This is a genomic window from Paenibacillus sp. PSB04 (assembly GCF_025809195.1).
In the GTDB taxonomy this organism is placed as follows: domain Bacteria; phylum Bacillota; class Bacilli; order Paenibacillales; family Paenibacillaceae; genus Paenibacillus_AQ; species Paenibacillus_AQ favisporus.
Genome location: NZ_CP081301.1, coordinates 2034969 through 2047102, shown reverse-complemented (window position 1 = coordinate 2047102; position 12134 = coordinate 2034969). Strand labels below are relative to the sequence as shown.

Here is a 12134-nt window from a genome sequence, read left to right as displayed (position 1 = left end):
GAATCCTCCCTTTTGTTCTTGCATATCAAGCGGAATGCTTCATTGTAAAAGTTCTCTCGTTGAAATCGCTTACTCCCTCATTATAGGGAACAGCCTGTCCCCCCGGCACTTACGATATTGATCAAACAGGGGGACGGGATTGACCTGTTGTTCGCAGCTGAAGGCTTCAGCCTTTGACCGCTCCCTGCGTAATGCCTTCGACGATATATTTTTGCATAGCCAGGAAAAAGACGATGACCGGCAGAATACCCAAGACGAGCGCCGGCAGGGCCAGATCCCACTGTTTTGTGAACTGCCCGAAGAAGGCGAAGGTCGCGATCGGAATCGTCCGCAGGTCCGGGCTTTGCAGCACCAGCGACGGCAGCAGGTAATCGTTCCAGATCCAGAGCGTGTTCAGAATGATAACGGTAACGAACATCGGCTTCATCAGCGGAACGACGATCCGGAAGAACGTGCCGTAAATATTCGTTCCGTCCACCGTGGCGGCTTCCTCGATTTCCAGCGGAATCGATTTGACGAAACCGTGGAACAGGAATACTGTCATCGGCACCCCGAAGCCGAGGTAACAGGCGATCAGTCCGGGAATGCTGTTCATCAGGCCAAGCGTACTGGTGACTTTGACAAGCGGAATCATGATGGATTGGAACGGGATGACCATGGCAGCCACGAAAATCATAAACAGGAAGCGGTTGAACCGCGTATTGTGACGCACCATCCGGTACGAGGCCATGGCGCTGAACAGCGCCAGTAGCACGTTGCTGACCACGGTAATAACCAGCGAGTTCCACAGCGCCGACGGGAAGTTGGTAATGTCCCAGGCCCGGCTGTAATTGTGCCACTCAAAGGTTTGCGGCCAGCTGGCGGAGTTCGTCAGAAGGTCGCCAAATGTTTTCACCGAGTTAACGAACAGAAAGTAGAACGGAACCAGGAAGAGCAGCGCAACCAGCACCATAATGATTTCGGTGACGAGCGTCCCCCAGCGGTATTGTTTGGATGCTTCCATTACGATTCGACCTCCTTGCTTTTCGTGATTTTAACCTGAAGGCTGGTAATGATGGCAACCACGACGAAGAAGATGATCGCTTTGGCGGTTCCAAGCCCGTAACGGTTGTTCTGGAATGCTTCATTATAAATGTTGAGCGCCACCGATTCCGTCGAGCGGAACGGTCCGCCCTTCGTCAGCGACAGGTTCAGGTCAAACATCTTGAACGACCAGGAAATGGCCAGGAACAGACAGACCGTAACGGCAGGCATCACCAGCGGCACGATGACCGATTTCAGAATTTGCAGCTTGCTGGCTCCGTCGATCTCGGCCGCTTCCAGGATATCTTTAGGGATATTATTGATCGAAGAAATGTAAATGACCATCAGGTAGCCCGCGGTTTGCCAGACGAACACGATAACGATGCCCCAGAAGGCGGTCGTTTCGTCCCCCAGCCAAGGCAGGTTGAAGAAGTGCCAGCCGGTAGCGCTGCCGAGCGCCGAGAAACCCTTTACAAAGATAAACTGCCAAATAAAACCAAGCAGCAGCCCGCCGATGACGTTCGGCATAAAGAAAATCGTCCGCAGCACATTGCGCGACTTCAATGGCTTGGTCAGGAAATAGGCAAGGAAAAATCCGAGCACATTGGTTACAATAATGCCGATGACCGTGAACCTTACCGTAAACCAGAAAGCCTTCCCAAAATCGGGATCATTGGTTATGATTTGTTTGAAATTGTCGAATCCGACCCAGGTGACGTCGCCGGATACCCCGTTCCAGTCGGTAAAGGAATAATATAAGCCCAGCAGGAACGGAACGACAATGATGATGAGAAAAAAAATCGTGGATGGCCCCACGAATATTAGCTGCTGGAGCAGCCCGGATGACTTTTGGCGATTCATCCTGATCTCCCCTTTACGATTCGTATATGACTATTTCAGTATGAGGGAAGCGATTCTTCAATAACACGGAGGATCGTGAACCGTTAGGGGGAAAATATTGATATGACATACCTCACGCACCCCGAAAGAGTGGTGGTTCCATGAAATTCCGCAGCATCCGTTCGCGGCTGATTCTGTTTATGCTGCTGGCGACGACCGTCCCGCTGCTGCTCTCCATTACGATCACATACATCCATACCAAGGAGACGATCAAAGAGCAGGCGCTCGAAGAGAATCGAAACCTGATCTACCAAGGGAAGGTCAATTTGACCAACTATCTGAACAGCATCAACCAGGCTTCGCTCACCCTATACACGGACGCCAACTTCCTGCGCAACCTGCGAAAAATCCCGGACGATTACCGGGCGGTGGCCGAGGTGTACACGTCCTTGCAAAATATTTTGAATACGGTGCACGGCATCGAGCGGATTTACCTGCACGCCACCCAGTCCGGACAGTCCACCTTGGTCACCCCTGCGATTTTCCCGAAGCGAGAGTACCGGACCGAGCCCTACATTTCGACCCAAGGGTATGAAAAATATACGACGGCCATCGAGCCGACCCATAAAAGCCATGACTATGGTTTTCCCCCGTCGCCGACCTCCTACTCGGACAAAATGGTCTTCACCTTCCACCGGTCCATTACCAATGTGCCGTCGGAGAAGGTGCTGGCCCTGCTGGCGATCGACGTCAGCCTGGATTCGGTGACGGATATTACCGAGCAGCTGTTCAACAAGGACAAGGAGCAGCTGCTGGTCGTCGACCAGGGCGGTACCGTCGTCTATTCCGGGCGGGACAGCCAGCTCGGCACCCAGATCACGGACAAGGAACTGCTGACGCGGATCAAAGGAACACAGACCGAGGGCTTTTTCGAAAGCGGCGGCGCCATGAACGTATTCGAGAAGATGCAGACGCCTTATACCGAATGGACGATTATTAAAAGAATTCCAAACAGCACGCTGTATGAGCGCGCGCGTCAGCTGACCCAGATCAACGCCGCCATTGCGGTCATCGCCCTGGGAATCATCATCTTTGGCACGCTGTTCATTTCCATCCGGATCACCGAGCCGATCAAGAAGCTGACCAGCTACATGAACCGGATTCAATCCGGCCAGCTCGATGTCGACATATCCTGGAACCGGCAGGATGAGACGGGCATTATGTTCACCCGCTTCATACAGATGATGGATACGATCAACAACCTGATCCTGCGGGAATACCGGCTGGAGCTGGCGAACAAGACCAATCAGCTCAAAGCGCTGCAGGCCCAGATCAATCCCCATTTTCTGTACAACACCCTGCAGTCGATCGGAACGCTGGCGCTGCAAAATAACGTTCCGCGGATTTATGCCCTGCTCTCTTCCCTGGCCAAAATTATGCGCTACAGCATGCGCAATAACGATGTGCTGGTGACGCTGAAGGACGAGGCCGATCACGTCCGGCTCTATCTGGAGCTGCAGAAGGAACGTTTCGGAGACCAGCTCGTCTACACGCTGAACCTGGCGCCGGATACGCTGGATAAGCCCATGCCGAAAATGATTCTTCAGCCGCTGATCGAAAATTACTTCAAGCACGGTATGGATCACGAAGGCCGTCAAGGCACGGTTCGCATCGAAAGCCATATGCGGGAAGACGGCCTGCTGCAGATCGTCATTGAAAATAACGGCAGCCGGATCGAGCCGGAGAAGCTGTCCACGCTGCAGGAACAGCTGGATGGCCGGGGAAACGGCGAACTGGAGGACGAATGGGCAGGCGATAACGGAGAAATCGGCGTGCGCAACGTCCTGCTTCGTCTGCAGCTGTATACGCCGCATGACGTCGGCATGCGGATCGAAAACCTTGAGCCGTATGGAGTCCGTATTTCTTTGGAAATCGATACTGAAGATATGCAAGATATGCACGCCGGAGAAAATAAAACGGCCGAAGCCCGCACAGGGGCCGGGCCGGGGGAAGTTCATACAGAGGAGAATTGACAGCCATGAAAGTGTTAATTGTAGACGATGAGAAGCATGTCCGGGAGGCTATCAAGCTGCTCGGGGAATGGGAGCGCCATGGCATTACGGACATTCTGGAAGCGGCCGACGGGAAGTCAGCGACGGAGATGATCGAGGAGCATGCTCCCCAGATCGTGATGACGGATATGCGCATGCCGCGCATGGACGGCACGCAGCTGATGGAATGGCTGAGCGGAAGCCATTCCGGGATAAAGACGATCGTCATCAGCGGTTATGACGATTTCGATCTGGTCCGCCATGCCATCCGCCACGGCGGGATGGATTACATCCTGAAGCCGGTGGACCCCGCCGCCTTGAACGAGGCGCTTGCCAAAGCCGCGGCCGCCTGCCGGGAGGAGGAGCTGAAGCGGCGGCAGAGCAGCCGCCAGAGCATCGAGATGAACCGGATGCGGCCGCATTATGCCGACAAGCTGCTGTCCGACCTGATCGGCGGGCACGGGCGCCGGGAGGAGATCCTCCAGCAGCTGCGGGAGGAATACGGCCTGCCGGAGCACATCGACCGCTGCGCCGCGGCGGTCATCAGCACGGCGCAGCTGGACGACGAGCTGCTGGAGAAGTTTGCCCAAATGAAGCAGCTGCTCTATTTTACGCTGACGAATATCGGCAACGAGCTGCTATCGGCCAAACGAAAAGGGTTCGCCTTCCATCATCTGGCGAACCCCGAAGAAATCGTGCTGCTCCTATGGGATGACTCCATGCCGATGTCCTCCCTGCTGGAGGACATCCACCGTGGCATCGACGCCACCCTGCACCGCAGCGTGCAAATCGGCGCCGGGTCCTTCCAGCCGTTCCCGGAGGGTCTCGCCCGCTCCTATCAGGAGGCGCATCGGGCGCTCTGGCAGCGCAGCCTGCAGGATCCCGCCGCCTGGCTCCATACGCTGAGCGCCGCCGGCCCGGCAGCTCCCCGGCCCTTGCGCCTGAGCGCGCATGAGGAGCAGTTCCGCCTGGCGGCGCTCAGCGGCAGCCGCGAGCAGATCAGCGCCGCCGTGGACGGCTGGATGCAGGCCGTCCGGCAGCTCGATCGGGTGACGCCCGAGCAGCTGGTGCAGTGGAACGCGGAGTGGGACTGGATGCTGAAGCAGTGGATGGATCAGGGCGCCGAAGCAGCGGCGCCAAGTCCCGACAAGGACGCCCTGCTGGAGCTGCCCCGCTCCCTTCCGCTCGACAAGCAAGGGCGGCTGTCCTATGACCTGTGGACTTCCCAATACGAAGGGCGGCTGACCGCAGCCAGCCGCATTTTGACACAGAAGCACTCGCGGGAGAACCATATCATCCACGACATCGCCGCATACCTGGAAAGCCATTATGCCGAGGATATTTCCCTGCAGGAAATGGCTGCGCGCTTTTTTCTCAGCCGGGAATACATCTCCAGACGCTTCAAGCAGGAATTCCATGTGAACCTCTCAGACTTTCTCGCCCGGATCCGGATTGAGAAGGCCAAGCTGCTTCTGCACAATCCGCAGCTGCGCATCTCCCAGATTGCCGAAATGGTCGGATATCAGGACGAGAAATATTTCAGCAAGGTGTTCAAGAAGCAGGAAGGCCGCACGCCGAACGAATTCCGGAAGGACCTCGCGGCTCAGACGCACTGAGCCCGGCGGTCATTAGCGGACGCTCAAGTTGTCCCAGTTCTGCTGGAACTGCTCAAACATTTCCTGCTTCGTGATTTTGCCGCCGATGTATCCCTGCATGGCCGCGGCGAATTCGGGCTGCATGCCGAACGGGAACCGGAACCAGTTCCAGGTCAGCGTCTTGCCCTCGTCGGTGTATTTCTGCACTTCCATGCCCAGCTGTCCCAGATCTTCGTCCGTACCTTTAATGGACTTGAAGGCCGGAATGAATTTGAACTCCTTCGTAATGTACTTCTTCCCGGTATCAGAGGTCACCAGCCAGTTCAGAAACTCCTTGGCCTCCTCCTTGACCGGTGAATCCTTATAGATGACCCAGTTGTTCGGCACGCCGACGTACAGCTTGTCCCCCAGCTGCGGATCGTCATTGATCGGCATCGGCAGGATGCCCAGGTTCAGTTTCGGATTAATGCCGTCAATCTGCACCTGGGTCCAGTTCCCCTGCTGCATCATGGCGGCTTCCCCGCTGGCGAACATCGTGACCTGGGTGTTGTAGTCCGTCGTAAGCGGGCCTGGATTGCCATATTTCAGCGTCAGGTCGAACAGGTTCGACCACTGCTTCACGACTTCGTTGTCCGCGAACGTTTCCGTCTTGTCATTCAGATGCTGGATAAAAGCGCCAGGGTCCTTCTGGTCGGCAAAAGCCACGTTGATGTTATGGTTGCCGAGCACGAAATTTTCCTGATACCCGTTGGCAAACGGAGTGATTCCGGCGGCCTTCAGCTTCTTGCACGCTTCCTCAAGCTCGCTGAGCGTGGTCGGACGCTGTGTGATGCCCGCCTTCTTGAACAAATCCTTGTTATAAATGAAGCCGTACCCTTCCAGGTTCATCGGCTGCCCGTACAGCTTGCCGTCCTTGGTCATCGGCTCTTTGGCGATGTCCTTCACATCCTTGACCCAAGGCTGATCGGACAAGTCCTCCAAATATTCCTGCCACATGTCCATTTCGGCATAACCGCCGATATTGAAAATGTCCGGCTCTTTCGAAGCTGCAAATTTGGACCGGAGCGAGGCGCCGTAGTCGCTGCCCCCGCCGACGGTCTGTATATCCAGCTTGATCCCCGGATGGGACTGCTCATACTCCGCTTTCAGTTTATTTAATGCATCCGCAATTTCCACCTTGAACTGAAAAATATGAATGGTCTTGACCCCGCCATTGCCACTGCCGCTTCCGCTGCCGCATCCGACCAGCAGGGCGAACGAGGCCAGCAGCACGCCAAGGCGGGCTCCAACGGCATAGGCCTTTTTCTTCATGCCGCATAACCTCCTTTATGGAATATACTTGAGCTGCCGGGACGGACTGAGGCTGGGTTCACCCCTTCACCGATCCCTGGGCGATGCCCTCGATAATGTACTTCTGCATGGCCAGGAAGAAGATGACGATCGGCGTAATGCCGAGCACCAGCGCCGGCAGGGCCAGATCCCACTGCTTCGTAAACTGGCCGAAGAACGCATAGGTCGCGATCGGGATCGTCTGCCGCGACGGGCTCTGCAGAATGAGCGACGGCATCAGGTAATCGTTCCAGATCCACAGCGCGTTCAGGATGATGACGGTGACGATGATCGGCTGCATCAAGGGCAGGACGATGCGGAAGAAAATACCGTACGTGGAGCAGCCGTCGACGCGGCCCGCCTCCTCGATCTCCCGCGGCACCGATTTGACAAAGCCGTGGAACAGAAACACGGACAGCGGCGCGCCGAATCCGAGGTAGCAGATGATCAGCCCGGTTCTCGTGTCCATGAGGCCGAGCGTGCTGACGACCTTAACGAGCGGGATCATGATCGATTGGAACGGAATGACCATCGCGGCGACAAACGCAGCGAACAGCAGCCGGTTGAACACCGTGTCCCTGCGCACCATCCGGTACGCCGCCATCGAGCTGATCAAGGCCAGCAGCACGTTACTGATGACCGCGATCAGCAGGGAATTGCCGAACACTTTCGGGAAGGCGGTAATTTTCCACGCCTGTGCATAGTTGTTCCATAGAAAGGCATGCGGCCAGCCCGCGGAGTTGGTCAGAATATCGCCGAAGGACTTGACCGAATTGACGAGCAGAAAGTAGAACGGCACCAGGAACACCAGGGCCAGCAGAATCATCAGCAGTTCAAGGATCAGCCGTTTGGCGCGATACCCGCGGCTTGTTCTTGCGCCGGCTCTTGGGCTTGTTCCTCGGTTTGTGCCTGTGTTGGTGCTTGTGTGCATCATACTTCCACCTCCTTGCGCTTCGTGGCGCGCACTTGAAGGATCGAAATCAGGGCCACGACGATAAAGAAGATAATCGCCTTCGCCGAGCCCATGCCGAAGCGGCTGATGTTAAACGCTTCATTGTAAATGTTCAGCGCGACGGATTCGGTTGACTTGAACGGACCGCCCTTGGTGAGCGACAGATTCAGGTCAAAGAGCTTGAACGACCAGGATATGGCGAGGAACAGACAGACCGTCACGGCCGGCATGACCAGCGGGACGGTGATCTTCCGGAGAACCTGTCCCCTGGATGCACCATCGATTTGAGCGGCCTCAATGAGGCTTTTCGGCACATTGTTCAGCGAGGAAATGTAGATGACCATCAAATAGCCGGCGTTCTGCCAGACAAAGACGATGACAACCGCCCAGAAGGCCGTCGCCTCGGTGCCGAGCCAGGGCAGCTTGAAGAAGGAGAGCCCGGTTGCCGCACCGACGGAAGAAAACCCTTTCACGAAGATGAACTGCCAGATAAATCCGAGCAGCAGCCCCCCGATGACATGAGGCACAAAAAATACGGTCCGCAGCGCATTTCGCGTCAGCAGCGACCGCGTCAGCACATAGGCGAGAATAAAACCGAGCACATTGGTTAGGATGACTCCAAGTACGGTAAATTTGACGGTAAACCAGAACGAATTCAGAAACGCCGGGTCTTCCGTGAAAATGTGGATATAATTGCGGAAGCCGACCCAGCCCGCATGCCTCGACACCCCGTTCCAGTCGGTAAACGAATAATACAGTCCTAAAAGAAAGGGAACGACAACAATGACGAGGAAGCACAGGGCCGACGGTCCGACAAAAATGAGCTGCTGCAGCAGCTGAGACGATTTTTTCGAGTTCATGCCCTCACTCCTTAAACTTTCATGGTTTTTCATTTAATTACCTATATCGACAAGGATTGAATCTGCATCATTTTGTTCTTTTTGGGACAAATTCGGGTATATTTGTAGGGAAAAGGCCGCTCTGCGGCAAGCCGTAGACATCACTTCAGGAGGCTGGTACGATGCTTAGAAGCAATCCGTATAAATGGTGGAACTGGCTCGCGTTCGTCGCCGCGATGGTGGTCAACGCGCTGGCCAATACTGCTGTGCTCGGGGGAAAAACGACAGGGGAAATATCGGACCAATACCCAACCATGATCACGCCCGAAGGGTATGCTTTTACCATTTGGTCCTTAATTTATGTACTGCTGCTTGGCTTTCTTCTCTATCAGAGCGGACGGGTCACCGAAACCCGGGATTCGGTCCGGTCCATCGGTCCGTGGTTTATCATCTCCTGCGTGCTGAACATCGCGTGGCTGCTCTTGTGGCAGTATGAATATATCGAGCTGTCGCTCGTCGCCATGGTACTGCTGCTGCTCTCGCTGTTTGTCATCTATCGGCGGACGCGCAGCATCTATTATCCGACATCCGGAGAGATGTGGCTGATCAAGCTTCCCTTCAGCCTGTATTTCGGCTGGCTTAGCGTAGCCGTCATTCTTAATATTGCGATCGTGCTGAAAAAGAACGGTTGGAACGGCTTCGGATTGAGCGAGCTGGTGTGGGCCGTGGTTTTCCTGCTCGCCGGTGCACTGATCGCCATTCTGGTCTGCTACCCTTATCGGGACAGCATCTATCCGCTGGTCTTCGTATGGGGCTATGTCGCCATAGCCCTGGAGCAGCAGGATCAGGTGGAGCGGGCGTTTATAGCCGCACTCATCCTGGCGATCATTCTGTTCGTCTATGCGATCTATCTTTTCTTCGCCCGGAGCCGGGATCGGGACTGAATGTAACCCCGCAAAGCGCGGCCTCAGCTTCGGCGTATATCCGGTATTTTGCGGGGAGACCCGAAAATCACCCCACAAAGTGGAGACCTCTACTCAGGCGTATATCAGATACTTTGCGGGGAGACCCGAGATATAAACAACACAAAAAAGCCGGGCTTTGCGAACGGGGCTGCGCCCCGGGCAAAGTCCGGCTTTCTATAGGATATGTAGCTTCCGATCTATTTAACGGCGGCAATCGTCTCGATTTCCACCAAGCCGTCTTTCGGCAAGCGTGCGACCTCAACGGCACTGCGCGCAGGGTAAGGCTCGGTGAAGAAGGAGCTGTAAATCTCGTTGACCGCGGCAAAATCGTTCATGTCTTTCAGGAACACGGTCGTCTTGACCACTTGATCCAGGCTGCTCCCTGCTGCTTCAAGAATCGCCTTCACGTTGTTCAGAGCCAGGCGGGCCTGCTCCTGAACGCCGCTGCCGAACTCACCGGTCGCCGGGTCGAGCCCCAATTGTCCCGATGTGAAAATAAAGTCGCCGACCTGAACGGCCTGGCTGTAAGGTCCGATCGCTCCTGGCGCGGACTCGGTCGAAATCACCTTTTTACTCATGGAAGTCACCCTTTCGTCTTCGTACTATCCTTCTCATTGTAAACAGAGGTTGGCCAAGTTGCAATACGGCACCGCGCTGCTCCAGGCGTGCGGCTGCCTCGATTGCAAGCTGCCCGTCACCCACCTTCTCCAGCTCTGGCTCCAGGGACCGCTCTGCGTATATGAGCAGCGAAAAGACGGTTATTCCAGGCCCGGAACCGTTCCGGTGCGTCCCGGAAGCAGCGCCTTCTGCTCCACTCCACCGGCGGATGGGGTGATTTCCAGGGTGGCACATTCCTCCGCTTCGCTTACCAGCGGCAAATAGAGCGAAAAACAGCTGCCCCTCCCCACTTTGCTCTCCAGCCGGATAAACCCTCCCAGCAGATGCGCCAGGTCCCGGCTGATCGAGAGCCCGAGGCCCGTCCCGCCGTATTTCCGGCTGATGGAGCCGTCCGCCTGGGCGAACGCTTCAAAGATCCGCCGCTGCTGCGGCGGCGAAATGCCGATACCGGTATCTTGAACGTCGAACACGATCCATGAGCCCGCATGCTTTCCCTCCAGGTTATGCTCCGCACGGATGACGAGGCTCACCTTTCCCTGATGGGTAAACTTGAACGCATTGGACAGCAAATTCCTCAAAATCTGCTGCACCCGGCTCGGATCGGTCCGGAACGTTTCCGGCAGCGAGGGATCCAGCTTGATGGAGAAGCCGACGTTTTCTTTTTGGGCGACCAGTTCAAAATGCATTTGCAGCAGCTGCGGAATTTCACTGATATTCATCTCTTCACGCATGATTTCCAGCCGACCGGCCTCCACCTTCGACAAGTCCAGAATGTCGTTGATGATGCGCAGAAGCTCATAGCCCGACTGGTGGATAATTTCACCGTACTCGGCCATTTCCTCCTTGGTGCGGCTGTCGTCGTTGTCGCTGATCAGCTCGGCAAAATTGATGATGCTGTTCAAAGGAGTGCGCAGCTCATGGGACATGTTTGCCAGAAACTCCGTTTTGTAGCGCGAGGACCTCGCCAGCTCTTTGGCCCGTTCCTCCAGCACACGCTTGGCCTGATGCAGCTCTTCGGCCTGGGCCGACAGCAGCACGTTGCTTTGTTTGAGCTGGATGGTGCGGGCTGCTTCAAGCTGAAAATCGCGGAGGATCAAAGAAAAGATCAAACTCAGCAAGAGGGTGAGCGGAAGCGTGGCCGGCATGATCGTTTCAAAATAATGAGCGGCAGGAATAACCCCTAAAAAGGCAATATCGATACAATTCAGTACGTTCAAGACCAGAATGGCCAGGAAGCCGCGGGTCACAAGACTGAACCCCTTGCGTCTCATCCAAATATTGAGCAGTGCCGCCGCAGCGCCCAAAATGCACAGATTGAACAAACCGGCGACCGAGGCCTCGTTCACGCCGAACGTAAGGCGCGCGAATCCGATGCCGATGCCGATAATGACCAGCGTCACCGGCTCAGCGTAAGTAACCGTCGCAATGATAAGGGGGATGATCCGGAGATCGAAAATCACATTTTCGCTAAGCTTGTATCCGAAAACCATGCTCAGCCATCCGCAAAAGATGATCAACAGCACCGAGCAGGTGTATTTCACATGTTTAGGGGCACGGGCAAGTCCATATTTGTAGACTAGGTTGGCCAAGTAGGCAGCCGCTATGAGCAGGGCCGTGTTACCAAGAAATATTTTGCAAAAATCCATGTACTCACTCCTGAAGATGGATATTAGCCGTGCTCTCTTATCATATCATGGCAGATCCATATATCCAGAATTTATATAAACCGATGCCGGGCTAAGCCGTGATTACCGCGGCAGCCCGCCGAAGCTGGGGATTCTCGCTGATGTTGCGGCCCATACCGGGTAAACGGGGAACCTTCTTGTGGGTAAACCGGTCAGACCTTTTGAGGTAAGTCTATGGCGGATGGCGTGCTTGAAGTCATTCAGGTGAGGGCAGGGCGTACTTGGGTTAGGTAGGTG

At 55.4% G+C, this 12134-nt stretch carries 10 protein-coding genes; 3 read left to right on the top strand and 7 right to left on the bottom strand.

What is annotated here, in order from left to right; genetic code table 11:
• Positions 1-166 precede the first annotated feature (166 nt).
• Complete coding sequence (locus K2F33_RS09715; RefSeq protein WP_145138380.1) at positions 167-1003, bottom strand: carbohydrate ABC transporter permease; 837 nt, start codon at positions 1001-1003, stop codon at positions 167-169.
• The gene (locus K2F33_RS09710) at positions 1003-1884 is read right to left on the bottom strand and encodes a carbohydrate ABC transporter permease (protein ID WP_076172854.1); all 882 of its coding nucleotides are present in this window, start codon (positions 1882-1884) and stop codon (positions 1003-1005) included. The genes K2F33_RS09715 and K2F33_RS09710 overlap by 1 nt, the downstream gene beginning before the upstream one ends.
• 140 nt (positions 1885-2024) lie before the next feature.
• Between K2F33_RS09710 and K2F33_RS09705 the strand changes: the two genes are divergently transcribed.
• Positions 2025-3896, top strand: coding sequence for a sensor histidine kinase (locus tag K2F33_RS09705; protein WP_263881540.1), 1872 nt, complete (start codon positions 2025-2027; stop codon positions 3894-3896).
• Between the two features lie 5 nt (positions 3897-3901).
• On the top strand, positions 3902-5530 hold the full coding sequence (locus tag K2F33_RS09700; RefSeq protein ID WP_263881539.1) for a response regulator: 1629 nt from the start codon (positions 3902-3904) through the stop codon (positions 5528-5530).
• 12 nt (positions 5531-5542) lie between these two features.
• Here K2F33_RS09700 and K2F33_RS09695 read toward each other — a convergent pair whose 3' ends face one another.
• From K2F33_RS09695 to K2F33_RS09685, 3 genes are all read right to left on the bottom strand, one after another.
• The gene (locus tag K2F33_RS09695) at positions 5543-6820 is read right to left on the bottom strand and encodes an ABC transporter substrate-binding protein (protein ID WP_145138389.1); all 1278 of its coding nucleotides are present in this window, start codon (positions 6818-6820) and stop codon (positions 5543-5545) included.
• A gap of 58 nt (positions 6821-6878) precedes the next feature.
• Entirely contained in the window at positions 6879-7664 is a 786-nt protein-coding gene (locus tag K2F33_RS09690) for a carbohydrate ABC transporter permease (protein WP_076172973.1), read from the bottom strand.
• A 104-nt stretch (positions 7665-7768) separates the two neighbouring features.
• Positions 7769-8650: a carbohydrate ABC transporter permease gene (locus K2F33_RS09685; protein ID WP_116232741.1), complete on the bottom strand. Its 882-nt coding sequence runs from the start codon at positions 8648-8650 to the stop codon at positions 7769-7771.
• 161 nt (positions 8651-8811) lie between these two features.
• Here K2F33_RS09685 and K2F33_RS09680 point away from each other — a divergent pair, with 161 nt between their 5' ends.
• Positions 8812-9573, top strand: coding sequence for a tryptophan-rich sensory protein (locus tag K2F33_RS09680; protein ID WP_263881538.1), 762 nt, complete (start codon positions 8812-8814; stop codon positions 9571-9573).
• Positions 9574-9791: 218 nt separating this feature from the next.
• On the opposite strand, the gene K2F33_RS09675 is transcribed toward K2F33_RS09680, so the two are convergent.
• Together K2F33_RS09675 and K2F33_RS09670 are read right to left on the bottom strand one after the other, a co-directional pair.
• The gene (locus K2F33_RS09675) at positions 9792-10172 is read right to left on the bottom strand and encodes a RidA family protein (protein WP_076172848.1); all 381 of its coding nucleotides are present in this window, start codon (positions 10170-10172) and stop codon (positions 9792-9794) included.
• A gap of 180 nt (positions 10173-10352) precedes the next feature.
• Positions 10353-11858: a sensor histidine kinase gene (locus K2F33_RS09670; RefSeq protein ID WP_263881537.1), complete on the bottom strand. Its 1506-nt coding sequence runs from the start codon at positions 11856-11858 to the stop codon at positions 10353-10355.
• Positions 11859-12134: the final 276 nt, after the last annotated feature.

What these genes read in the sequence shown, in the direction of transcription:
- K2F33_RS09685 (WP_116232741.1), bottom strand. Translation starts at nt 8,650, where the DNA reads ATGAACTCGAAAAAATCGTCTCAGCTGCTGCAGCAGCTCATTTTTGTC.
- K2F33_RS09695 (WP_145138389.1), bottom strand. Translation starts at nt 6,820, where the DNA reads ATGAAGAAAAAGGCCTATGCCGTTGGAGCCCGCCTTGGCGTGCTGCTG.
- K2F33_RS09680 (WP_263881538.1), top strand. Translation starts at nt 8,812, where the DNA reads ATGCTTAGAAGCAATCCGTATAAATGGTGGAACTGGCTCGCGTTCGTC.
- K2F33_RS09700 (WP_263881539.1), top strand. Translation starts at nt 3,902, where the DNA reads ATGAAAGTGTTAATTGTAGACGATGAGAAGCATGTCCGGGAGGCTATC.
- K2F33_RS09710 (WP_076172854.1), bottom strand. Translation starts at nt 1,884, where the DNA reads ATGAATCGCCAAAAGTCATCCGGGCTGCTCCAGCAGCTAATATTCGTG.
- K2F33_RS09675 (WP_076172848.1), bottom strand. Translation starts at nt 10,172, where the DNA reads ATGAGTAAAAAGGTGATTTCGACCGAGTCCGCGCCAGGAGCGATCGGA.
- K2F33_RS09670 (WP_263881537.1), bottom strand. Translation starts at nt 11,858, where the DNA reads ATGGATTTTTGCAAAATATTTCTTGGTAACACGGCCCTGCTCATAGCG.
- K2F33_RS09690 (WP_076172973.1), bottom strand. Translation starts at nt 7,664, where the DNA reads ATGATTCTGCTGGCCCTGGTGTTCCTGGTGCCGTTCTACTTTCTGCTC.
- K2F33_RS09705 (WP_263881540.1), top strand. Translation starts at nt 2,025, where the DNA reads ATGAAATTCCGCAGCATCCGTTCGCGGCTGATTCTGTTTATGCTGCTG.
- K2F33_RS09715 (WP_145138380.1), bottom strand. Translation starts at nt 1,003, where the DNA reads ATGGAAGCATCCAAACAATACCGCTGGGGGACGCTCGTCACCGAAATC.